This window comes from Acinetobacter sp. NIPH 2699 (assembly GCF_022549355.1).
Lineage (GTDB): Bacteria > Pseudomonadota > Gammaproteobacteria > Pseudomonadales > Moraxellaceae > Acinetobacter.
The window spans coordinates 1-23,770 of sequence record NZ_JAKZGL010000003.1 but is presented as its reverse complement, the minus strand read 5'-3'; the positions used below and the strand labels follow the sequence as shown (position 1 = coordinate 23,770).

Annotated in this window: 19 protein-coding genes and 1 rRNA gene; 7 read left to right on the top strand and 13 right to left on the bottom strand. The window is 42.7% G+C overall.

Annotation, left to right across the window (positions count from 1 at the left end):
• Positions 1-68: 68 nt before the first annotated feature.
• Positions 69-3,197: an efflux RND transporter permease subunit gene (locus MMP72_RS03620; protein WP_241314630.1), complete on the bottom strand. Its 3,129-nt coding sequence runs from the start codon at positions 3,195-3,197 to the stop codon at positions 69-71.
• A gap of 2 nt (positions 3,198-3,199) precedes the next feature.
• Positions 3,200-4,300: an efflux RND transporter periplasmic adaptor subunit gene (locus MMP72_RS03615; RefSeq protein ID WP_241314628.1), complete on the bottom strand. Its 1,101-nt coding sequence runs from the start codon at positions 4,298-4,300 to the stop codon at positions 3,200-3,202.
• A 164-nt stretch (positions 4,301-4,464) separates the two neighbouring features.
• Here MMP72_RS03615 and MMP72_RS03610 point away from each other — a divergent pair, with 164 nt between their 5' ends.
• The 4 genes from MMP72_RS03610 to MMP72_RS03595 all read left to right on the top strand — a co-directional run bounded on the left by MMP72_RS03610 (position 4,465) and on the right by MMP72_RS03595 (position 10,604).
• Positions 4,465-5,082 (top strand): TetR/AcrR family transcriptional regulator, encoded by a 618-nt coding sequence (locus MMP72_RS03610; RefSeq protein WP_241314626.1) that lies wholly within the window; start codon positions 4,465-4,467, stop codon positions 5,080-5,082.
• A gap of 168 nt (positions 5,083-5,250) precedes the next feature.
• Positions 5,251-7,932, top strand: coding sequence for a phosphoenolpyruvate carboxylase (gene ppc / locus MMP72_RS03605; protein WP_241314624.1), 2,682 nt, complete (start codon positions 5,251-5,253; stop codon positions 7,930-7,932).
• A 309-nt stretch (positions 7,933-8,241) separates the two neighbouring features.
• The gene (locus MMP72_RS03600; RefSeq protein WP_241314622.1) at positions 8,242-9,537 is read left to right on the top strand and encodes a solute carrier family 23 protein; all 1,296 of its coding nucleotides are present in this window, start codon (positions 8,242-8,244) and stop codon (positions 9,535-9,537) included.
• Positions 9,538-9,647: 110 nt separating this feature from the next.
• Positions 9,648-10,604 carry a LysR family transcriptional regulator gene (locus tag MMP72_RS03595; RefSeq protein WP_241314620.1) on the top strand — a complete coding sequence of 319 codons (957 nt, stop codon included), beginning with the start codon at positions 9,648-9,650 and terminating at the stop codon, positions 10,602-10,604.
• On the opposite strand, the gene MMP72_RS03590 is transcribed toward MMP72_RS03595, so the two are convergent.
• From MMP72_RS03590 to ilvD, 3 genes are all read right to left on the bottom strand, one after another.
• Positions 10,554-11,279, bottom strand: a complete 726-nt coding sequence (locus MMP72_RS03590; RefSeq protein ID WP_241314618.1) for a sulfite exporter TauE/SafE family protein — start codon at positions 11,277-11,279, stop codon at positions 10,554-10,556. The genes MMP72_RS03595 and MMP72_RS03590 overlap by 51 nt on opposite strands.
• A 141-nt stretch (positions 11,280-11,420) precedes the next feature.
• The gene (locus tag MMP72_RS03585) at positions 11,421-12,710 is read right to left on the bottom strand and encodes a hypothetical protein (RefSeq protein ID WP_241314616.1); all 1,290 of its coding nucleotides are present in this window, start codon (positions 12,708-12,710) and stop codon (positions 11,421-11,423) included.
• Between the two features lie 143 nt (positions 12,711-12,853).
• Complete coding sequence (gene ilvD / locus MMP72_RS03580) at positions 12,854-14,683, bottom strand: dihydroxy-acid dehydratase (protein WP_241314614.1); 1,830 nt, start codon at positions 14,681-14,683, stop codon at positions 12,854-12,856.
• 211 nt (positions 14,684-14,894) lie between these two features.
• On the opposite strand from ilvD, the gene fmt reads away from it, so the two are divergent.
• Positions 14,895-15,857 (top strand): methionyl-tRNA formyltransferase, encoded by a 963-nt coding sequence (gene fmt, locus MMP72_RS03575; protein WP_241314612.1) that lies wholly within the window; start codon positions 14,895-14,897, stop codon positions 15,855-15,857.
• On the top strand, positions 15,854-17,158 hold the full coding sequence (gene rsmB, locus MMP72_RS03570) for a 16S rRNA (cytosine(967)-C(5))-methyltransferase RsmB (protein WP_241314610.1): 1,305 nt from the start codon (positions 15,854-15,856) through the stop codon (positions 17,156-17,158). Before fmt ends, rsmB begins: the two co-directional genes overlap by 4 nt.
• 59 nt (positions 17,159-17,217) lie before the next feature.
• Here the strand turns inward: rsmB and MMP72_RS03565 are convergent, their stop codons facing one another.
• The 4 genes from MMP72_RS03565 to MMP72_RS03550 form a co-directional block, all read right to left on the bottom strand.
• The gene (locus MMP72_RS03565; protein WP_241314608.1) at positions 17,218-17,331 is read right to left on the bottom strand and encodes a methionine/alanine import family NSS transporter small subunit; all 114 of its coding nucleotides are present in this window, start codon (positions 17,329-17,331) and stop codon (positions 17,218-17,220) included.
• Between the two features lie 3 nt (positions 17,332-17,334).
• The gene (locus MMP72_RS03560; RefSeq protein ID WP_241314606.1) at positions 17,335-18,819 is read right to left on the bottom strand and encodes a sodium-dependent transporter; all 1,485 of its coding nucleotides are present in this window, start codon (positions 18,817-18,819) and stop codon (positions 17,335-17,337) included.
• Between the two features lie 368 nt (positions 18,820-19,187).
• The gene (locus MMP72_RS03555) at positions 19,188-19,760 is read right to left on the bottom strand and encodes a DUF1287 domain-containing protein (RefSeq protein ID WP_241314604.1); all 573 of its coding nucleotides are present in this window, start codon (positions 19,758-19,760) and stop codon (positions 19,188-19,190) included.
• Between the two features lie 55 nt (positions 19,761-19,815).
• Complete coding sequence (locus MMP72_RS03550) at positions 19,816-21,261, bottom strand: aldehyde dehydrogenase family protein (protein ID WP_241314602.1); 1,446 nt, start codon at positions 21,259-21,261, stop codon at positions 19,816-19,818.
• 130 nt (positions 21,262-21,391) lie between these two features.
• On the opposite strand from MMP72_RS03550, the gene MMP72_RS03545 reads away from it, so the two are divergent.
• Positions 21,392-22,168 (top strand): TIGR04219 family outer membrane beta-barrel protein, encoded by a 777-nt coding sequence (locus tag MMP72_RS03545; RefSeq protein WP_241315139.1) that lies wholly within the window; start codon positions 21,392-21,394, stop codon positions 22,166-22,168.
• A gap of 293 nt (positions 22,169-22,461) precedes the next feature.
• Here MMP72_RS03545 and MMP72_RS03540 read toward each other — a convergent pair whose 3' ends face one another.
• The 4 genes from MMP72_RS03540 to rrf form a co-directional block, all read right to left on the bottom strand.
• Positions 22,462-22,773 (bottom strand): ankyrin repeat domain-containing protein, encoded by a 312-nt coding sequence (locus MMP72_RS03540; RefSeq protein ID WP_241314600.1) that lies wholly within the window; start codon positions 22,771-22,773, stop codon positions 22,462-22,464.
• 163 nt (positions 22,774-22,936) lie between these two features.
• The gene (locus MMP72_RS03535; protein WP_241314598.1) at positions 22,937-23,209 is read right to left on the bottom strand and encodes a DUF4375 domain-containing protein; all 273 of its coding nucleotides are present in this window, start codon (positions 23,207-23,209) and stop codon (positions 22,937-22,939) included.
• Positions 23,185-23,457, bottom strand: coding sequence for a hypothetical protein (locus MMP72_RS03530; protein WP_241314596.1), 273 nt, complete (start codon positions 23,455-23,457; stop codon positions 23,185-23,187). Before MMP72_RS03530 ends, MMP72_RS03535 begins: the two co-directional genes overlap by 25 nt.
• A 225-nt stretch (positions 23,458-23,682) precedes the next feature.
• A 5S ribosomal RNA gene (rrf, locus tag MMP72_RS03525) occupies positions 23,683-23,770 on the bottom strand; the annotation flags it as partial.

Below are 23,770 nucleotides of genomic sequence, written 5' to 3'. Positions count from 1 at the left end.
TTTGATCTTCAATATAGGTGCTACTATATTGAAATTTTCAATATTTCGCACCTCTATTCGCAAAATAATTATGTTAGATGTGCTGTTTTCTTGACCTTAAACCACGCTGCGTACAGTGCAGGTAAGAAAAATAAGGTCAGTAAGGTCGCAACAATCAATCCGCCCATAATCGCAACGGCCATTGGACCAAAGAAAATACTACGGGATAACGGAATCATCGCTAGGACTGCGGCCATTGCGGTGAGGACAATAGGACGGAAACGACGCATGGTGGCGCCAATGATGGCATCCCACGCGGCATGCCCAGCATGAATGTCTTGCTCAATTTGATCAATCAAAATCAGCGAATTTCGCATGATCATTCCCGATAAGGCAATCGTTCCCAACATTGCAACGAACCCGAACGGTTTATTGAACAATAATAGGAATGCAACCACCCCAATCAGACCCAACGGTGCGGTCAGTAATACCATGGTGGCCCGAGACATACTGCGTAACTGAATCATCAATAGTGTCATCACCACTGCCAAGAATAATGGCATCCCGGCATTGACTGAGCTTTGACCTCGTGCGGATTCTTCTATTGTTCCTCCAACTTCGAGGAGATAGCCACTTGGCAACTCTGCACGTAGCGCCTGCATCGGATCAGCCAATTGTTGAACCACAGTTGCAGGTTGTAACTGCGTTCGAATATCAGCCCGTACCGTAATGGTTGGCAAGCGGTTACGATGCCAAATTAAACCTTCTTCAAACCGTGATTCAATTTGCGCAATTTGTGCCAGAGGAACAGTCGTACCTTTGCTGGTCGGAACAGACAAGCTTGCCAGTGACGCCACTTCCGCACGCTCGGTTTGATCACCACGCAAACGGATCTCAATCAACTCCCGTTTTTCACGGTATTGATTCATGGCAATGCCTGTGACAGAGGCATTCAAGAAGTTGGCTAAATCAACACTGGAAACCCCCATTTGACGGGCACGATCTTGGTCAATTTCAATTGCAATGATTTTGCTTGGCTCGCCCCAATCCAAATGCACATTGGTGGTATTTGGATCTTCACTGAGCACTTTAGAAACTTTTTGTGCCCACTGACGCACCGTACCCAAATCCTCACCAGAAATACGGTATTGCAATGGATAGCCTACAGGCGGACCATTTTCCAGTAAAGAGACTCGGGTACGTACCTGCGGTAATAACGCCTTAATTTGGGTGTCTAAAGAACGGCGAATCTCATCCCGATCCTCTAAAGAGGAAGCCAGTACCACAAATTGGGCAAAGCTGGCTTGTGGCAACTGTTGATCAAGTGGCAAATAAAAACGAGGTGAACCTGTGCCGACATAAGCCACATAATTATCAATCCCGTCTTGTTTGGAGAGGAACTGTTCCACTTTATGTACGGCCTGCTCCGTTGCTGTCAATGAAGCACCTTCTTCCAGTTTTAAATCCACCAAAATTTCCGCACGATTTGACGGTGGGAAGAATTGTTGTGGTACCAGTTTAAATGTCATCACCGACAATACAAAAATCCCAACGGTAATGGCGATCACTGTTTTACGATAAGTGATACAAACTTCCACCACATGGCGGAAAGATTGATAGAACTTGGTCTGATAAGGATCATGATGCGCTGTATGTGCCTGCACCACTGGCGCAGGTTGTTTGCGTAATCTCGCCCATAGCCGTAGATACCATGCCGCTTTTTGCTGTTGCTTGCTAAAATCAGGCAATAATTTCTCACCGAGATAAGGCACAAATAAAACCGCTGCAATCCACGACACCACCAAGGCAATGGTCACCACTTGGAAAATAGAGCGGGTGTATTCGCCTGTGCCTGATTGTGCTGTGGCAATCGGTAAGAAACCTGCTGCGGTAATCAGTGTTCCGGTCAGCATCGGAAAGGCGGTGCTTTGCCATGCAAAGCCTGCGGCTTTTAGCCGACTGTAGCCCTGCTCCATTTTAATCGCCATCATTTCAACCGCGATAATGGCATCATCGACCAACAGCCCCAATGCCAGAATCAAGGCGCCTAAAGAAATCTTGTGCAACCCGACATCAAATAACGACATCCCTGCAAAGGTCATCGCAAGGACCAAAGGAATCGACAGTGCAACCACTAAGCCTGTACGGAAACCTAAGGAAAAGAAGCTGACCAATAAAACGATAATCACCGCTTCAGCCAACACTTTTAAGAACTCTTGAATACTGCGTTGTACCGCCACAGGTTGGTCGGAGACTTTTTGCAGTTTCATACCCAATGGCAGGCTCTTTTGTAGCTGGGTAAATTCGGTTTCTAGGTTTTTACCCAGCGCGATAATATCGCCACCTTTACGCATAGAGACCGCAATCCCAATGCCATTTTCGCCCATGAAGCGCATTCGCGGCTGAGCGGGTTCACTGAACCCTCGATAAACGTCTGCCACATCGCCCAATTGAATGGTTTTATCACCCACCAAGAGTGGCATTTTTTTCAAATCTTCGACGCTGTGTAAATGTCCACTGACTCGAAGTTGGATACGGTCTGTGCCAGTTTCAAAGAAACCCGCGCTGGCCATGTCATTTTGTTTTTGAATGGCTTCCTGAATCGCAGTCACAGGAACACCGAGTTGCACCGCTTTGGTATTTGAGAGTTCAATCCAGATTCGTTGATCTTGTAAGCCAACTAAATTGACCTTGCTGACATCCTTGACCCGTTGCAATTGCAGTTGCAAACGGTCGGCATATTCTTTCATGACCGCATAATCAAAATCTTTGCCTGTCAGCACATAGATATTGCCGAAGGTATCGCCAAACTCATCATTGAAAAAAGGACCTTGCACACCACTTGGCAGTTCCGAACGGATGTCATTAACCTTCTTACGCACGTTATACCAAACATCAGGAATTTGGCTGGATGGCAAACTATCCTTCGCCACAAAGGTCACCAAGGACTCTCCAGGACGTGAATAAGCCATGATGCGATCATACTGTCCCGTGGTCATCAACTCTTTTTCAATACGATCAGTGACCAGTGTTGAAACTTCTTTGGCAGTTGCACCTGGCCAAAACGTTTGTACCACCATCACTTTAAAGGTAAACGGTGGGTCTTCACTTTGCGCTAGCTTGGAATAAGACATCACGCCGACAATGCCCAATAGCAGCATAAAGTACAGCACAATACCCTTATTTTTGAGTGCCCATTCTGAAAGGTTAAATTTCATGATTAACCCCCAGTTTTTATCGTAACTTCACGATTTTCACGATCAATCGGATGAATTTTTTGCTGATCACGCAACAAATGTACGCCCCCGACTACAACCCAATCTGTTGCTTTTAAACCCGACAAAATCGGCACACTGTCGCGCCCATAGGTGCCCAACGTGACAGGAACTTTGCGTAGGGTTTGATCGGCATTGACCACCCATAGATAAGCTTGCTGATCGGTCGCAGTGACACTCGACAACGGTACACTCAAAACATTGCTGTCCTGACTGACAAAAAAGACTCGGGCACTTTGTCCAAGCTGAATACTGGACTGCCCCTCAAGTAGCGAAACTTTGACGGTAAATGTTCTTGATTGACCTGCTGCGGGTGAAACTTCACGAACACTTGCCGCAAAACGTGCCTCTGGTTGAGACCATAAGGTCACCCATGCAGATTGACCGACTTTGATGCCACTCACCGCTTGTTCCGGCACGCCAAAAACCACCTCTCGCTCACCGTCAATCGCGAGTTGATAAGCCGCCTGCCCTGCGGCGACCACTTGTCCAGTTTCAATTTGACGCTCAGTAATCACCCCATTTTTATTGGAGATGAGCTGGTTGTATCCCGTTTGATTCGCAGAAACTTGGTAGTTCGATCGTGCTTGTTGCAAATTTGCTTGTGCCGATTCGTATTGATTTTTTACGGCATCAAATTGTGAGCGACTGACTGCATTGACAGGTAACAGTTGCTGATAACGCTGATATTCTTCAGTGGCAATTTTGGCTGCTGCCTGTGCACTTTCCAATTGTGCCTTTGCTGCATTCATTTGCAATTGCGCATCTTTTACATCGAGTTTTGCTAAGACTTGCCCAACCTTGACCCGATCACCCACATCAACATAACGCTCCGTCACTTGTCCCCCAACACGGAACGCCAACGCAGTTTGTTGTTTGGCCTGCACATCACCTGCATAGCTTTTTTGATCGGTGTGATTACGACTCGGTTGCGTCACCATGACATAAGGAACTTCCTCCGTCTTAGGAACTTCTTTTTGGCATGCTGATAAAGTGACACTGCTGAGTACGAGCAACCCCACAATTACATGATTTAGCAGATTCATCTCTGTTTCGCTCTTATTCAAATTGATTTTTTAAGGCACAATAAAGTCTGTTGACAGTAACCATCATAAATTGTTTAATTTTTAATTAATATACCCATGAGTACACTAATTAAAAATTAAATCTAGCAGATTGATTTTGAATTAAATTAAAAGAGAACGATAACGTGCAAATTAGCAGTGGCCGTCCCAAAGATTTAGAAAAAAGAGCCAAAATTTTACAGGCTGCAAAATCTATTTTTTTAAAATTGGGCTATCACGCAGCCAATATGAATCAAATCGCCAAAGAAGCTGGCGTGACCAAACTCACGGTCTATAATCACTTCCAAGATAAAGCCAACTTGTTTCTTTGTGCGATTGAGGAAACCTGTGAAGAATCTATTTGCGCCAAAGAATTTGTATTAACCGCTGAAACCAACTTTGAACAAGCACTCTATCTAATGTGTCACCGCGCATTAAGTATTATTTATTTACCAGAAGCGCTAAAACTTGATCGCGTCCTGTTCGAGCTTGCTGCTGAACAGAGTCCATTAACACAACAATTTTTTGATGCCTCGCACACTCGCATGTGCAATGTTTGGTGTGACTTTTTTCAGCAAGCCATCGCGCTTAAATTTATTCAAGCAGATGAGCCGCTGATACAAACAGAATTAATCTTGTCCCTGATGTTAGGTACACGTCACCATAGAGTTTTATTGGGCTTGACCCCAGTTCCCACAATCACTGAAATCGATCAGATGATTCAACACGCAATTGCGCTTTTTTTGCTTAAATATCAATCATAATTTTCAAGAAATTTCACATTTCTTTGCATTCTGCACTTGGATTGTTTCTCAATCACGTTATAGTCGAAGAATAGGGTCTGTCGATACTTCATAGATCCTTGCAACATGAGCCAGCTAAGGCGCAAAATTTTTTAGACAATAACAAGCGATGGTTGAGGGAGAAATACAATGGTTCAGCAAATCACTGCTCCATTACGTGAAGATGTCCGATTATTAGGTAATTTGCTTGGTGAAACGTTAAAGCAACATGCTGGGCAAGAATTGTTTAATCAAATTGAGCAAATCCGTACCTTGGCCAAAGGGGCACGTGATGGTCAAATCGAAGCAGAAAAACAACTCGAACAACTGTTCCGCAACTTAAAAGATGAAGAAATTCTGCCACTGACGCGCGCATTTTCCCACTTTCTCAATTTCGCCAATATCGCTGAACAATATCATGTGGTGCGCAGCCGTCGTCAGGCTGAATCTGATGAGCATGCACCGAATCCAAACCCACTTTCGCATTTATTTGAAAAATTTAAAACCCAGCAGATCAGTGAACAACAACTATTCCAACAAATTTGTGATTTAAAAATTGAATTGGTGCTGACTGCACATCCAACTGAAGTCAGCCGCCGTACCTTGATTCAAAAATATGATGATATTACCGATTGTTTATCCCAACTGGATCAACAGAAACTGACCCCGAGAGAACGCCAACACAGCATTGCCACACTGAAACAACTGGTAAGTTCCGCTTGGCAAACCGATGAAATTCGTCAACACCGCCCAACGCCTGTGGATGAAGCGAAGTGGGGCTTTGCCACCATTGAACAAAGCTTATGGAATGCTGTACCTAAATTTGTACGTGAACTGAATGAATTGGCACAACAGCATTGCGAACAGTCTTTACCAATCACCATTGCACCAGTCCGTTTTGCGTCATGGATGGGGGGCGACCGCGATGGTAATCCCAATGTCACATATCAAGTCACACAGGAAGTACTGTGGTTATCCCGTTGGCAAGCTGCTGATTTATACCTACGTGATATTGAAAATCTACGCTGGGAACTCTCGATTCAGAACTGCTCCGCTGAGCTGAGCCAAGCTTTGGGTTATGACCATCCAGAACCGTATCGTGAATATTTACGTTCAACACGAGAACGCCTAAAAGCAACTCGTTATTGGTTGGCACAGCGTTTACAAGGTTTAGAAGCCGACGATAGCAATATCATCAAGACCTCAGATGAACTATTGGCACCTTTACTGCTGTGTTATCGCTCTTTGATGGAGAGTAATTTAGCCGAAATCGCCAATGGGCAATTGCTAGATTTCATCTATCGAGTCAATTGCTTTGGTATTGAATTATTAAAACTGGATATTCGCCAAGAATCAGGACGACATCGCCAAGCCATTTCAGCGATTACTGAATATTTAGGTTTAGGCAATTTTGAATCTTGGACAGAACAAGCACGGCAGAATTTTCTGATTCAGGAATTGCAAAGTAAACGCCCATTACTGCCGAAATACTTAAATGAACCCGAAGGTAGCTTAATTCAGCACCCCGATGTGCTGGAAGTCTTCGCGACCATGCGCACGTTGGCAGAACAACCCAGTGAAAGTTTGGGAGCGTATATCATTTCAATGGCGGAATATCCAAGTGATGTGCTTGCGGTTTTACTCTTGCAAAAAGAAGCAGGGATTCAGCAATCATTACGGGTCGTACCTTTATTTGAAACACTCAAAGACCTAGACGGCGCAGCCAAAACCATGAATACCCTATTCAATATGGATTGGTACAAACAGCATATTCAAGGCAAACATGAAGTGATGATTGGCTATTCAGATTCTGCCAAAGATGCAGGATTTATGTCGGCCAATTGGGCACAATATCGCGCTCAAGAAGAACTCACCGCGATAGCCAGAAAACATGACGTGCAACTGACCCTGTTTCATGGTCGTGGCGGCTCGATCAGCCGTGGTGGCGCGCCGACCCAACAAGCGTTATTTTCTCAACCACCGGGGTCGATCTCAGGAGCGATTCGTGTCACTGAACAAGGTGAAATGATCCGCTTTAAATTCGGTTTAGAAGGGATCGCGCTACAAAACCTAGAAATCTATACCGCTGCCACATTGGAAGCGACCTTACTGCCACCGCCTGAACCAAAGCAAGAATGGCGCGCCTTGATGAATCAGATGACCGATTTATCAGTACAAGTCTACCGTCAAACTGTGCGTGAAAATCCAAATTTCGTCCGTTATCTGCGTACGGTCACACCAGAACTTGAGCTACAAATGCTACCGCTCGGTTCTCGCCCAGCAAAACGCAAAGTCAGTGGTGGCATTGAATCCCTTCGTGCGATCCCGTGGGTATTTGCATGGACGCAAATTCGTCTCATGCTACCAGCTTGGCTCGGAACAGGAACTGCGATTAACCAAGTGCATGAGCAACATAAAAATACACTGGATGAGATGCTGGAACAGTGGCCTTATTTCCAAACCTTAATTGATATGTTGGAAATGGTCTTGTCAAAATCTGATGCCGATATTGCACTGTACTATGAATCGCATCTCACCCAAGATCAGGATTTAAAAGTATTGGGAGCTGAGTTACGCCAACGACTACAAAACGCGGTCAATACCTTGCTCAGCCTTAAAGGTGAATCCAAACTGCTCAGTAACAACGAAGTACTGAATCAATCTATGCAGGTGCGTAAACCCTATTTATTACCTCTGCATTTATTACAGGCAGAATTGATGAAGCGTCGTCGTTTATATTTGGCAGAGCATCAATCCGAGCACAGTCCTGTTGATCATGCCTTAATGGTCAGTATTGCAGGGATTGCGGCGGGTTTACGTAATACAGGTTAAGTGTTTGTTCAGCACTGCCATCAACAGCAATCACGCCTGTTGATGGCAGGATTGGCAAAATATTCCATATTTTGAAAAAAATGAGAAAATATTTAAAATATTATTTTAAAAATAAGTTATTTAACTTTTCAAACAATCTAAGCAAAATAAATAATAAATCCGACGAGTTATTTTGACACATATTTTACCAAAAGGTAAAAACATCAACATCTAAAGCGTTGTCCCCCAATATTCTCAAAGCAATATAGGTGAAAGCACGATTTAAGACAGAGTATCATACGCACTGATATCACATCATGAGTCTCATTTATGTCAAGTTGGTTCCCCAAATGGCAACCGTATCAGGGCAAGATTGATCATCGCCCTGTTGCGACCAACGAATATTTACCGCCCTTACAAAGCGCGGTATTAGGGATACAGCATGCATTTGCAATGTTTGGTGCAACGGTATTAGCACCACTGTTAATGGGCTTTAGTCCTAACCTTGCCATTTTAATGTCAGGGATTTGTACCATCCTGTTCTTCCTAATGACTGGTGGTCGTGTTCCAAGTTATTTGGGTTCTAGTTTTGCCTTTATTGGTGTTGTTGCGGCCGCAACTGGACATATCACAGGTTCAGGTGCAAACCCTAATTTATCTGTTGCCTTAGGCGGTATCATCGCCTGTGGCGTACTCTATACATTGATTGGTCTAGCCGTCATGTTGACGGGAACACGCTGGATCGAAAAACTGATGCCACCTGTCGTCACAGGTGCTGTGGTGATGATTATTGGTTTAAACCTTGCCCCAATCACCATTAAAAGTGTTGCAGGTCAGCCTTTTGAGATGTGGATGGCACTGATTACCGTTCTGTGTATGGGCCTCATCGCTGTTTTCACCAAAGGTTTATTACAGCGGTTATTGCTACTCGTTGGTTTATTGATTGCCTATGCTATTTATGCGATTGCAACCAATGGCTTAGGACTCGGGAAAGCCATTGATTTTTCTCAAATTGCAGCCGCACCTTGGTTTGGTATTCCAAGCTTTTCAAATCCGACTTTTGACCTCAATGCCATGTTGATCATTGCTCCTGTTGCCTTGATTTTAGTCGCAGAGAACCTCGGACATATCAAAGCCGTCGGTGCAATGACAGGTGAAAACCTGACACCATATTTAGGTAAAGCCTTTGTTGCCGATGGTGTTGCCACAACCCTATCGGGCAGTGTCGGTGCACCGGGTATGACCACCTATGGGGAAAATATCGGGGTGATGGCTGTCACGCGGGTGTATTCAACCATTGTATTTGTGATTGCAGGCGTATTTGCGATTTTCTTGGGGCTTTCGCCTAAGTTTGGCGCTGTGATCAGCACCATCCCAACCGCTGTGCTGACTGGGGCTTCAATTGTGGTGTTTGGTTTGATTACCATTGCAGGGGCGAAAATCTGGATTGAAAATAAGGTCGACTTTTCCAATAATAAAAATCTGATTGTGGCATCTGTGACCATTATTCTAGGCGCGGGTAACTTTGAACTGCTGTTTGGAAATTTCAATTTAGGTGGTATCGGAACGGCAACCTTTGCTGCGATTTTATTAAATTTATTATTTAGTTTAAAAGATAAAAATTAAAACCTTGAAGGCAGCGCAAGCTGCCTTTTTTATGACGATATTGCGCTGCCGTATCCTTTCTCGCCGTATTTTTAGTATGATGACTGTTTGCACTTCAATGCGTTCAGATCATGCGTTTTGATTTTTTTGATTTACAACTGATTCTTCATATTGTAGCAACAGGTAGCCTGACCCAAGGGGCAGACCGTGCCGCTATTTCTTTACAAGCAGCCAGTGAACGGATTAAAAAACTAGAACAATACTTCGAAACACCATTATTTATCAGACATAACGCTGGTGTAGAACTGACTACCGCAGGTCACGCTTTGGTTGAGCATGCAAAAAAACTCAGTGCACAAAAAAATAAACTTGAGCAGGACATGCAACGGTTTCGTCAGAAAACCTCCGAGTCACTAATCCTTTGGTGTAACTCCTCTGCGCAGAGTGAATATCTTCCAGCCTTGTTGCCTCAATACTTGATGCATTATCCCAATATCAACATTGACTTACACGAAGCGGAAAGTTCTGAGATAGTAGAAGCGCTGACCAAAGGGATTGCTCGATTAGGGCTGGTGTCCAGTTTCTTTGACACACATCATTTACACACGCAAGATTTTGCTAGCGATCCATTGGTCTTGATCTGCCCAGACTCACATATGCTGACCCAACAGGCACAAATCAATCTGATCGACACATTAGCCTATGATTTTATCGGTCTCTTGCCACATCACTCACTACAACAGTCCATTGAGACTCAAGCCAAACTGTTAGGCTTCAACATCCACTATCGCTTGCGCTTACCTAATTTTGCCGCGATTGCGGAAGTGGTCGCGAAAGGTGTAGGCATTGCAATTATGCCTGCACGTGCGGCGCAACGTTTACAACATATTTATCATTTTCAATCTATTCAACTACTAGGCGCATGGGCCAATCGTAAGCTCCTCCTCGCCAGCCTAGACTTTGAGCAACTCCCACAAAGCTATCAAGATTTTTCAAGATTTCTTTTAGAACGAAAACCACAAGATGAATCAAGCATCTTAATGCACGATCATATAACTCCCCAGTGTCAGCAAACCGATAAAAAATAGCTGACGGAATTTTTGCTCGTTTAAGTGGTAACGCACTTTTTTCCCGAACCACATCCCGATCAAGGCTGCGACCAATGCAACAGAGGACCAGCGGTAGTCTAAAGCACCGCCTGTCGTCGGCTGATCGTGTAAAAAAATCGCCAAACAAATCGTTGAAACGGTAAACGTTAGTCCCAAAGCCTGCACCAGTTCATCACGTTTTAAGTGTAAGGACTGTAAATAAGGCACGATGGGAATAATAATTACCCCTGTCGCGATCGTGACTGCACCACCGATATAACCCATGATTGGAGAGAGCCAACGCTCATGCGCTGCCAAATACGGTAGTTTTTTGGCACATAAACCATAAAGTCCATATAAAGCCAGCATACTCCCCAATAAAATCTCACTGCCCTGACCTTGACTCAAGCTGGGCAAAAAACCCCAAATAGAGCCAAGGATAACTCCCAATAGCAAAGACCAAAAACGACAGATAAAAGACCAGACATGACCTTCAGCAAAAAGTTGCCAAACATTGGTCACCATAGACGGTACGATCAAAAGCGAGGCAGCTTGAAAAGGACTCATTGCGATGGTGAGTAGTCCCATAGACACCGCAGGCAAACCTAAACCGATCATGCCTTTTATCATGCCAGCGAAAGCAAATACCACCATTACAATGATCAAAAAAGTCACGTTCCATCTCCGCATTCATATAAAGCTATGCTACGGAAATAATTGAAATTGCGTATTCTTGTTTTTAGGAGTATGACTCAATGAAAAGTTGAGACCAAAGACGAGGAGTACTCCACCTCATCGTTTTAGACGCTGAGTATCCTAGCCTTCTAGGCTGTCATTCTTATATTTTTCTTCCAACACATTACTGATAATACTTTCAATCATCCATACCCGATACAAGCTATTAAACACATAGCTTTGCCCATCAATACGCAATTCTAAGACAGGAAAATCAGGCTGATGCTTTTGCTGGCATAACTCATCATTTTGCTTTAACAGCTCTTCAACATCCTGTTCAGTGATCTGTTCGATCTCCAAACGTTTTTGCATGCGCTGAAAATGCGCTTTAAAAGACAGGTCCTTACCACGTGTCCAGACCCCTTCCAAAATCTGATGGATACAGTCCACCTGCTGCTCTTCTGGGACACTATAAAACAGCTTGGCCATTTCATAGGTGGCTTCTTGGGTCGGACGACAAAACGGCGTAAATACCACTTCAGTCCGTTTTGAAACACGCGTTGCTAAGCCCCAGTCAAACCAATCTCGCCCTTGGTAGCTCAAAGGATAGACTTTAAGCTGGATATTATAATAATCAGCAAGTTCTTCTTTGATGTAGTCCAACAACAACCAACTCATCGGGTCTTCAAGTGCAATATATAAATCCAACTCTGGATGTAATGCTTGGACTTCAGCCAATGCTTCACCATCATTGATTAAATGCTCACGCCATTCGATGTGATTGATCAAAAAAATGGGATTATCTGTCAGCAATTTTTGTTGTTTTAAACGACGAGTCAAACGCAATAAATCATCTACCGCATGGTACTTGCGCTCACTCAACTCAAAATAACTGGCTGCTACAGGTACATCCTTAAACATTCGTTCAGGATAATCTTGTGGTGTTTGATGCTGACTGGCCATCGCATATAAGGTGCGTAATTTTCCATATTGTTGTTGCCACAACATATGAAAGACATCCTCAAGTAAATGTAAGAAGTTTTGATCTCTTAATGGGGTATTTCTGAGAATGGTTTCAGCTTGTTGTAATGCTTCTGCACTTGGAATTTCGGGCGTATCATCAAAACCAAAACGGTGTTGTTTGGCTAATATCTTTGCATCATTGAGACAGTATCGCTGCCAATCTTGTGCGGACATGCCATTTGGTGGTTCAGCATCTTGTTTTGAAATAATAACTTTTAACGGTTTGAGTTCATCACTCAAGATCTCATTAAGCTGAGCCAATTGTTGCACCGCAAGATAACTATAAACATCGTCTAGACGTAGGTAAATACTTAAACCCTGTTCCGTGGGTAACACCGCCTGACGAGAAGGTTTCTGATAGAACCAACTCGATCGAATGGGGTCAAACCAACGACGTAACAAAGACATGTCGATAGCCTCTAATGGTTATAAATGTATGAATTGGTCAATCTTCTCTAACTTGTGTTTTAACAAGAGAGCAAATAAGTCTGTTCAGTATCTTATAAAATGAGAAAAAAGTCCCCCTTAATTGCAAGAGGGACTGAATGGGCTTACAAAACGCGTACTGCGCCTTTCGCTGCACTGGTTGAATGCATTGCGTAAATTTTCAATGATTTAGACACCTTACGTTTACGCTCTTCAACTGGATGCCAACCTTTGGCTTCTTGAACGGTACGACGATGCGCCATGGTTGCATCATCCACATCAAGGTGGATGGTACGATTCGGAATATCGATTTCAATGGTATCGCCATCTTCAACCAAACCAATGGCACCACCTTCCGCCGCTTCTGGAGAAACGTGACCAATCGATAAACCCGAAGAACCACCAGAGAAGCGACCATCGGTAATCAAGGCACAATCTTTACCTAAACCTTTTGATTTTAAATAGCTGGTTGGATACAGCATTTCTTGCATACCCGGTCCACCACGTGGGCCTTCGTAGCGAATCACCACAATATCACCCGCCACAATTTTATGCTCTAAAATGGCTTCTACTGCTGAATCCTGGCTTTCAAATACGCGTGCTGTTCCCGTAAATTTCAGGATTGAGTCATCCACACCTGCTGTTTTAACGATACAACCATCCAATGCAATGTTGCCGTAAAGTACTGCCAAACCACCATCCTTAGAGAATGCATGCTCAGCATTACGAATTACGCCATTTTCACGATCCCCGTCCAACGTTGAGTAATAACGGTTTTGTGAGAATGCCACTTGCGTTGGAATACCCCCCGGAGATGAACGATAGAACTCATACACATCAGCATCTTCAGTGCGGATAATATCCCACTTGTCTAAAGCATCTTTCAATGTTGGTTCATGTACGGTTGGACATGCCGTCTTTAACAAATTGGCACGATCAAGCTCACCTAAGATCGCCATGATGCCACCGGCACGGTGTACATCTTCCATATGCACGTCTTGTTTTGCGGGTGCAACTTTAGATAACACGGGCACTTGACGAGAGAGGCGGTCGATATCATCCATGGTGAAATCAACTTCTGCTTCATGTGCAGCAGCCAATAAATGTAATACGGTATTGGTTGAACCACCCATGGCAATATCAAGCGTCATGGCATTTTCAAAGGCATCTTTGGTTGCGATTGAACGTGGCAAAATACTGTCATCATTTTGTTCATAATAGCGTTTTGCCAATTCGACAACCAAGCGCCCTGCTCTTAAAAACAGTTTTTCACGATTGGCATGTGTTGCAACAATTGAACCATTGCCCGGTAAAGATAAACCTAAAGCTTCGGTTAAACAGTTCATTGAGTTAGCAGTAAACATACCTGAACATGAACCACAGGTTGGACATGCTGAGCGTTCAAATGCAGCCACTTCTTCATCGGTGTAGCTTTCGTCTGCTGCAACCACCATGGCATCAACAAGATCGATCGCCTTTTCATCACCACGGAACTTGACTTTACCTGCTTCCATTGGGCCGCCAGACACAAATATCACAGGGATATTCAAGCGCATTGCTGCCATCAGCATTCCCGGAGTGATCTTGTCACAGTTCGAGATACATACCATCGCATCAGCACAATGCGCATTGACCATGTATTCCACAGAATCGGCAATCAAATCACGCGATGGCAATGAATACAGCATGCCATCATGCCCCATGGCAATGCCGTCATCGACCGCAATGGTATTAAATTCTTTGGCGACACCACCTGAAGCTTCAATTTCTCGCGCAACCAGTTGACCTAAATCTTTAAGATGCACATGACCTGGAACAAATTGGGTAAATGAGTTGACTACCGCAATAATAGGTTTGCCAAAATCTTCATCTTTCATGCCCGTCGCGCGCCATAAACCACGCGCGCCAGCCATATTTCTTCCATGTGTTGATGTTTTCGAACGATAATCAGGCATTTTGTATTCCCAACAAGTTTGTGCTCGAGAAGAATAGGACATTCTCTCTGGCGAAATGATACTGAGCTAAGCCCATCATACTACAAGTTATCGTTTAACAGATGACCACTGAACCTATCTTTTTTTGCTCAAAGGCGATTCACACCTTCTGATTAGGGGCTATTGGCTTTTTCGCTTATAATTTACAGTAAGTTTTTTTCGGATTGCATTTGTGAACATCATTTTTGCGGGTACGCCTGAATTTGCAGCAACTGCATTGGCGGCATTATTAAAAACATCACACCGGATTGTAGCGGTTTATACCCAACCTGACCGCAAAGCAGGTCGTGGGCAGAAATTAACGCCTTCCCCTGTGAAACAACTCGCACTTGAACACGGTTTGCCTGTTTATCAACCTTTACATTTTAAAGCCTCTACCGAAGAAGGCTTGGCGGCACAGCAACAACTGGCTGAGTTAGGCGCAGATGTGATGGTGGTTGCAGCGTATGGCTTGATCCTACCGCAAGCGGTTTTGGATACACCGAAATATGCTTGTCTCAATATTCACGGTTCATTATTACCACGCTGGCGTGGCGCTGCGCCAATTCAGCGTGCCATTGCGACAGGCGATGCCGAAACAGGCATTACTATCATGCAAATGGCAGCAGGTTTAGATACAGGCGATATGATGTATAAAACCTTTTGTCCAATCACAGCCGAAGATACCTCGGCCAGTTTACATGACAAATTGGCTGATCAAGGTGCAGAAGCCATTTGTACTGTACTCGCGTCAGAACAAACGCTACAAGACTTTATCGCCAAACGCGAAGTGCAAGACGAAACATTGACCGTTTATGCGCACAAATTAGTTAAAGCAGAAGCGCGTATTGATTGGACTCAAAATGCAGTGCAAATTGATCGAAATATTCGTGCCTTTAATCCATGGCCAGTTGCCTTTATCCAGCTCGATGAAAACAATGCCTTACGTGTTTGGGGTTCTACACTTTCACAGCTCATCAAAACCGATGCACAAGTCGGTGAAATCCTTGCCATAGATAAACAAGGCGTACACGTTGCCTGTGGCGACAATAGCGCAGTGTGCTTAACCAGTTTGCAATGGCCAGGTGCTAAAGCCCTCAATCCAGTTCAAATTGCCCAAACCCAAAAATTACATATTGGACAAATCCTGCCATGAGCCAATCGAATCAATCATCTACAAAAAATTTGAATCTGCGTGCACAAGTGGTCAAAACACTTTTGGCTGTTCAAAATGGGCAATCTTTATCTTCCGTTTTGAATCAACATATCAATATCGTTTCTGAACGTGACCGTGGTTTATATCACGAACTTACTTTAGGTTGTTTACGCCAATGGTATTCGTTAAAAGCTATTACCTTACCATTGCTCACAAAACCATTAGACAATGAAGCACTAGAAAGTTGTTTATATCTTGGTTTATATCAAATTTTATGTACGCGTATTCCAGTACATGCTGCGATTTCAGAAACGGTAAATGCGGCTAAGCAACTCGGTTTCGAGCCAATGAGTGGTTTGGTCAATGCGATTCTGCGCCGTGTTTCACGTGAAACAGATGATTTTCAAACCGCGTTGAATAATACCCATGGTTTACCAAGTTGGTTATTCAAACGGCTCAAAAAAGATTGGCCTGAGCAAGCAGAGTCTCTATGCCAAGCCTTAAAACAAGTCGCGCCACTGACCCTGCGTGTCAATGAACGCCAAGTCAGTCGTAACGAATATTTAGAGATTTTGGATGAAGAACAGATTGATGCTCGTCCTTGCCTGCTTTCAAATGTTGGTATTGTTTTGGAACAAACAGGCAATATTACCCATTTACCAGGTTTCGAAGAAGGCGGTTTTTCTGTTCAAGATGAACATGCACAATTGTGCGCGACGCTTTTACCGAACTTAGATGACCAAGTTGTTGTCGATGCATGTGCTGCACCCGGAGGTAAAACAGCACATATTCTTGAGCGCTTTAATCCTAAAAAATTGATTGCGCTTGATCATGATGCAAAACGTTTACTACGTGTTTCTGAAAATTTAGAACGTCTTGCCCTAGATCAGAACAATGTTGAGATTATTACAGCTGATGCCACCACGTGGCAGGCACAGGAACTTGTCGATTGTATCGTGCTGGACGCACCCTGTTCCGCGACAGGCGTGATTCGTCGCCATCCCGATATTCGTCTGCTCAGACAGTCGACCGATATCGCGCAAACGGCTGCGCTACAACAACAGATTTTGCAGCAGATGTGGCAACAGCTTAAAGTCGGCGGCACTTTACTGTATATCACCTGCTCAATTCTAAAAGCTGAAAATGAGCAGCAAATGGTGGCATTCTTTGCAGAACATGCTGATGCAGAAGAAATCAAAATCAATGCAGATTGGGGGATTGAACAGACCCATGGTCGTCAGTTACTTCCTTCTGCACACTCTGGTGATGGTTTCTATTATTGCTTGATTCAAAAAATTTAAGCCCATAAAACAAAAAGCCATGCAATTTACATTGCATGGCTTCGTGGGCTAGAACTAATTTACTTGTCATCTACTTGTTCTGGATGTCGCATTAAATGCAGCACAGCCAGCGTCAGACCACCCCATAAAAGTACAATGGAAATCACCATCATAATGATCGCTGATGTATTCATTACTTACTCTCCTCGACCTTTTAATTTAGTCAATAAAATTGAACCGAATACACAGAATAAGATACTGCCCCAGCCAAACCATAACTGTAGGCTCAGATCATAATCACCATAACCTTTTTGTAATAAAGCACTGAGGGTCAAGCCTAAAGTCGACAGTAATACAACAGGTGTAACCACCGTTAAAGTCAACTCCCATAAGCGCCCAAGATGAACAGTAGAAACACGATTGATGTGCTCCTCCAGCGTTTTCATCAAAGAACGCTTAAACCATGACACCATAATAATCGAAATCAGGGCACCTGAAATAATCCCGATATTATTAATAAAATGATCAATAATATCGACCAGTTTGATGGCATTGGTTGTTGAGAACAACGCAATCGAAACAAGCCCCGTTCCTGCACCAATAACCGTCACAGCCTTTACTCGACTCCATTGCAACTTATCTTGCATCGCCGCAATTGGCACTTCCAAGATGCTGACTAATGACGTAATCCCTGCAAAAAATAACGAAGTGAAAAATAAGATTCCAAACAGATCTGCACCAGCACCTAAACTCGAAATCAACTTAGGAAATGCGATAAAAGCAAGCCCGATTCCGCCACTCACCACATCCTGTACCGATGAGCCAGCTGTATGCGCCATAAAACCTAACGCCGCAAATACGCCAATCCCAGCTAAGATTTCAAAAGATGAATTTGCGAAACCAACAACTAATCCCGATCCTGTTAAATTGGTTTTTGGTTTAAGGTAAGACGCATAGGTCACCATAATCCCGAAACCCACAGACAATGAAAAGAAGATATGACCGTAGGCTGCCAACCAGACTTTATAGTTCATCATGGCAGTCCAGTTCGGCGTGAAGAAGGCATTTAAACCATCCACTGCACCTGGTAATCTGAGTGCTTGAATCACAAGAATGGTAAATAACACCACCAATAACGGCATAAAAATACGATTTGAAAGCTCAACACCCTTTTTGACCCCACCATATAAAATAATGAGTACTAGCGTCCATATCCCAACCAATGGCCAGAATAAATGCCCAACAAAAGTGAAATCAAAAGTCTGAGAAGATGAGGTCATCAAATAATTGTTAAAGAAAAAACTTTCGGGATCGTTGCCCCAAGCTTGCCCAAACGAGAAGTAAATATAACTACCAGCCCAGGTCAATACACCTGCATAGTACAAACCAATAATGATACATACACAGACCTGCCACCAGCCTAATGTTTCCGCTCGTTTAATCAATTTACGATAAGCCGCAGGGGCTGCCCCTTGACTACGATGTCCTACCGCATAATCTAAGAATAACAGAGGTAAACCTGCCGTTAATAATGCAACTAAATAAGGGATTAAAAACGCACCACCACCATTCTCATAGGCAACATAAGGGAACCGCCAAATATTACCTAATCCAACAGCCGAACCAATGGCGGCTATAATAAAACCTGATCGTGCTGACCAGTGCTCACGAGTATCTGTCATAAAAATAACCTATTCCTAAGGCAACTTTTCAATGCTGCTGTTATCTGGTTGTTGTACTGCTAGCAAGAAAAGTACCAATGCAAATCCTATTATTGTTTGAACCAGAAAAAACCTTTTGAGTTTTCATTTCTTATATTCAAACCAGCAAAAATTAGAAAACTCTTCCTTAAAAAATTTTCACTAATTTTTACCTGTTGATGATTGAACAATACTCTTTTTTATTTATTTTTACTGTAAATTATGCAAAATTTTAAGCCATTCATCACTATTTCGAACACGATTGATTATTTTTCAACTCAATCAACTAAGCGACCCTGAATTTATCATTTGATTAAAAATCATGACTAGCACACATCCTTTTCATCCCTTTAATTTTTGATTCGATAATGCCCCGTAATCTTATATTTAAATAAAATATCAGACTCCTCAGCTCCCTGACCAATATTATGCAAAATCAATGGTGTTTTCTGAAAGAAACTTTTCTTATCCGAGACAATCCCAATATGCACCAAACCTCTCCCTAAATCCCACGTCACAATATCCCCAGCCCGATAGTTCTGATCATGAGTTTGATAACCTTTTCGCTGGAAATAGGTCGCAATATTAGGTACTCGCCGATGATCAATATTTTTATCAGGTGCTTTGAGACCCCATTTGTTTGGATACACGTTAAAATGCTTGCGCATATCCTCATACATCCGTTGCTGTAAATCGATGCCTTGCTGTCGTAACGCCCGAACCACCACATCGGTACACACGCCCTTCACCATCGGCACATCACCCATCGGATAATCCAGACGGGTATAAGCAGGATCATAATAACGGGTTATACCAATTTGCTTTCGTGCATCTTGAACTAACTGTTGCGAAGAAAATGCCCATGCTGACAAGGTCCACATCATGCTCAAGCACAGCAAGACTAATTGATAAAATCTAGGCATGAACTTTCCTTTCTCCAACTGCACATGAGCAAACTACGCCCCAAGCTGATTAAGCTTAGGTTTGCTTAATAACCAATAACCGTTCTTCCTGCATATCACGAATAGCAGAATGAATGCCTTCCCGACCTAAACCAGAATCCTTCACGCCACCATACGGCATATTGTCAACACGGAAAGTGGGCACATCATTGATAATCACACCACCCACATGCAAATGATCCCATGCGTACAGCATTTTATTAAGACTCTGTGTATAGACACCAGCCTGTAAACCAAAACGACTTTGGTTAATGGTGGCAATGCCCTGCTCAAAAGCCTTATATTTCTCTAAAATTGCAACTGGGCCAAAGGCCTCATCCTTATAAATTTCCAGCTTAGCATCGACATTTTCCAGCAATGTCGGTTCAAGCAAAACACCTTGTAGGGTTCCACCGATCAGTATTTTCGCGCCTTTCTTCTCGGCTTTATCAATCCACTTTTTCAGACGAAGCGCTTCTGCTGCCTTTATCATAGGACCAACCAATGTCGTGCTTAATGCTGGGTCGTCAGCTTTGATTTTTTTCAGCTTTGCCAACAATTTCTTTTTCACGTCAGCATAAAGATCAGCATGAATTAAAATCCGTTGTACGCTAATACACACTTGCCCAGCATGGCTATATGCAGCAGCAATCAAACGATCAATCAAAGCATCGTCGACGACTGCATCTGCTTCAATCATGACCGCTGCATTGCCCCCAAGCTCTAACGTAACTTTCTTACGGCCTGCACGTGCTTTCATATCCCAACCGACTTGGTCAGAACCAGTAAAACTCAACAATTTAAAACGATCATCAGTGACTAAAATATCTGCTGCTTGACGATCACATGGCAACACCGACCACGAGCCTTTAGGCAAATCCGTTTCTGCCAAAACTTCAGCAATTTTTAATGCACTAATCGGGGTCAGACTTGCAGGTTTTAGAACAAATGGGCAACCTGCCGCAATCGCAGGGGCGATTTTATGCGCTACCAAATTTAATGGGAAATTAAAAGGGCTAATCAATGAAACGGCACCAATCGGTACCTGTTTCACCATACCTCGATAACGCGCTGCGGCTGGCGTGACGGCCAACGGCAACATTCGACCATCATCGAGTTGAGTCACGGCATCCGCAGCCAGTTGGAAGGTATTAATTAAACGCTCAACTTCGGCACTCGCCGCAACACGAGGTTTGCCACCTTCTGCGATTAAAATTTCTGTCAGCTCATCATGCAACTCATTAAAACGTTTTACACAGTGCAGCAGAATGTGTTGTTTTTGAAATGGCTTTAGTGCTGCCATTTCAGCTTCTGCTTTAACCGATGCTGCAATTGCTTTTTCTAATACCTTTGCATCGGCCAACGCTACTCGCGCAAATATTGTGCCTTGATATTTATTCTGTACGTCTAACCATTGACCTGTTGTGACTGCCTTGCCTGCCACATACAGCGGGTAATCCACAACACTTTGTGTATCTGACATTATTTATTCTCTTTGCAAAAATTTAAAATTAGACTACTGCATATTTGAATTGTTCACTATATCATGCGCCCAATCGGTGATGAATTTACAACAATTCATTACTGTTTCTGGTATTTATTGGGACAATACAATGAAAATATTAAAAATATCAATGCTTGCTTTAGGAACGAGCCTGTGTGGTTTGGCACAGGCAGACGTAATTGGTATCAAAGCAGATGTCAGTTATTGGTTTTATGATGGTAAAGCTCAAGTTAAACCTAAATCGACATCACTCGCAAACCAAACAGGTCAAGACAATCTTTTATTAGATCCATACATGGATTCGAGAGAATATGACTTAGACCGTAAAGGTTCAGCACAACTCTCACTGGCTTTTGAACATCCTATTCCTCTCATTCCAAATGCCAAAATTCGCCACGTGAATTTAAAGACGCAAACAGAAAATGAGGTTCTAGGACAACCAATATATGACCTAGACATCGCTCATACCGACTTCATTTTATATTATGAGATTTTAGACAATATCGTTGATGCAGATGTCGGATTCGGTGCAACCTCTTTAAATGGTGATGTCAAAACACTACTAGCAGATCCAACAAGTAGTTTTTATAAAATGGGGAAAGTCGATATCGATAAAACTATTCCTGTGATTTATGGGTCAGCAGGAGTAAAACTGCCATTCACGGGCTTAAGTGCGAAGGGTGAATTGTTGTATAGCAACTTTAACGACACCAAGATCACCGATGCCCAAGCAGAATTACAATACAACTTTATTGATAATCTCTTGGTCGATGTTGGTTTAAAAGCAGGTTACCGTATCCTCGATATCAAGCTAGATGACTACGAAAAAAATGATCTTAAATTCAACTTTAAAGGTCCTTATATCGGTATAGATATTCATTTCTAAAGATCCAATCAAGCAAAAAGTGGAGTCACAAGATTCCACTTTTTGATGCCTAATGCTTTAAGCTTGCCCCATCAATGTACGCTAAAACCTACAACAATCGCAGCGATTAGCGAATATCCCAACGTAAACTTTTCACCTATCATACAAATCATAGAGAGACAGGAAGTCTCATTCAGAATAACAAGACACACAGGAAGTGGTTGTTTATAGGAAATAAACGACAATAAACTAAATATGAAGAAGCCCCGTCAGGATGATGGGGCTTCTTTTCATCTATCATTTCTTTGCGTGATTTAAAGACTTCTGAGGTACTCAACCACTTCGGTATGCTCAGCCATTTCTGCAAGCTGTAATGCTGTATATTCGCCTTTATACGCTACGTTTGCACCTTTACTCACCAGTAGCTTCACTACAGCTAAATTGTCATTCTCAGCCGCTGCTTGTAGTGCACTATAGCCTTCATCATCAGTCTGGTTTGGATCAGTGCCAGCCTCTAATAATTGTGCAACTTGTTCCACATCACCGAGGGATGTCCAATACACAAGCTCAGGAAGATGTAGTTCTTCATCATCTTCGGGTAGTGGAGAGAAAGAGTTAATTTGCATAATGGATACCTAATTTTTTATTTAAGATAAACTTTTTTACATTACTTTGCTGATTCTTTCACGTTCCCATATCTATAAAGTGAATCTTCTTATAATAGCTCTGATTTCTAATAAAATTAGAGGCTTTATATTTAATATCATAAGGAACCTCTTAATTTTGAAATTAAAAATTTTCGTATAAAGCATGTTTATTCGCAAAATTAACAAGTTTTTCACTAAGCTGATCTGGTTCAGCCCAAAACTTTTGATCAAGAATATCAAGCTCTTTATCTTGGTATTCTTGTTGAAAACTATCTCTATTTCTCAAAAATTCCCGACGTATCTCACAATCAATTGGGACCTCTAAATTATTAAAGACTACTTTTTTTTCTTCAGACAATAAGTTCAAACTATCTAAAGCATTTATTTCTATTAAGCCATTGATTGCATAAGACATATAGTTGGCAGAACTATTAAAAAATATTGATCAAATCCGCCATTAAAAACCTCTCCAAGTAATAAATTTATTGAAAAATATAATTTACTTTTATAAGAAAGCTCACTGAATCCCATTTCTGTTTTATTAACTTGATCTACTAGCCATTGCCAATACTTCCATTCCGGGGATTCTCTATATCGCCTCTCTTCTTCATAGAATTTTTTTGATACTTCTATGCTTTTCCTATAGCCATTTTTACAAGGCATACATAAACCATTATTTTTTTCTGATGTCTCTTTTAAGATTTAAACACCACATTCTGAACATGAAACACGATCAACCATTCTAATCTCTAATTCACATTATCCATTTTACTTCAATTATACGCTGAGAATTTTTTATACGTTACGTATTGTCTAACGAAAACTAGAAGGTCTCCCCCAATAAAGAAACACCCCTCAACGTTAGTTAAGGGGTGTTTTTAATTTAAAAGCTGGCGATGACTTACTCTCACATGGCAAGTGCCACACTACCATCAGCGCGAAGAGGTTTCACTTCTGAGTTCGGGAAGGGATCAGG

Coding starts and splice junctions, on each gene's coding strand:
- MMP72_RS03545 (WP_241315139.1), top strand. CDS start 21,392: ATGAAAATATTAAAAATATCAATGCTTGCTTTAGGAACGAGCCTGTGT.
- MMP72_RS03585 (WP_241314616.1), bottom strand. CDS start 12,710: ATGTCTTTGTTACGTCGTTGGTTTGACCCCATTCGATCGAGTTGGTTC.
- MMP72_RS03550 (WP_241314602.1), bottom strand. CDS start 21,261: ATGTCAGATACACAAAGTGTTGTGGATTACCCGCTGTATGTGGCAGGC.
- MMP72_RS03615 (WP_241314628.1), bottom strand. CDS start 4,300: ATGAATCTGCTAAATCATGTAATTGTGGGGTTGCTCGTACTCAGCAGT.
- rsmB (WP_241314610.1), top strand. CDS start 15,854: ATGAGCCAATCGAATCAATCATCTACAAAAAATTTGAATCTGCGTGCA.
- MMP72_RS03560 (WP_241314606.1), bottom strand. CDS start 18,819: ATGACAGATACTCGTGAGCACTGGTCAGCACGATCAGGTTTTATTATA.
- MMP72_RS03620 (WP_241314630.1), bottom strand. CDS start 3,197: ATGAAATTTAACCTTTCAGAATGGGCACTCAAAAATAAGGGTATTGTG.
- MMP72_RS03535 (WP_241314598.1), bottom strand. CDS start 23,209: ATGTCTTATGCAATCAATGGCTTAATAGAAATAAATGCTTTAGATAGT.
- MMP72_RS03530 (WP_241314596.1), bottom strand. CDS start 23,457: ATGCCTTGTAAAAATGGCTATAGGAAAAGCATAGAAGTATCAAAAAAA.
- MMP72_RS03540 (WP_241314600.1), bottom strand. CDS start 22,773: ATGCAAATTAACTCTTTCTCTCCACTACCCGAAGATGATGAAGAACTA.
- MMP72_RS03595 (WP_241314620.1), top strand. CDS start 9,648: ATGCGTTTTGATTTTTTTGATTTACAACTGATTCTTCATATTGTAGCA.
- ppc (WP_241314624.1), top strand. CDS start 5,251: ATGGTTCAGCAAATCACTGCTCCATTACGTGAAGATGTCCGATTATTA.
- MMP72_RS03555 (WP_241314604.1), bottom strand. CDS start 19,760: ATGCCTAGATTTTATCAATTAGTCTTGCTGTGCTTGAGCATGATGTGG.
- ilvD (WP_241314614.1), bottom strand. CDS start 14,683: ATGCCTGATTATCGTTCGAAAACATCAACACATGGAAGAAATATGGCT.
- MMP72_RS03600 (WP_241314622.1), top strand. CDS start 8,242: ATGTCAAGTTGGTTCCCCAAATGGCAACCGTATCAGGGCAAGATTGAT.
- MMP72_RS03565 (WP_241314608.1), bottom strand. CDS start 17,331: ATGAATACATCAGCGATCATTATGATGGTGATTTCCATTGTACTTTTA.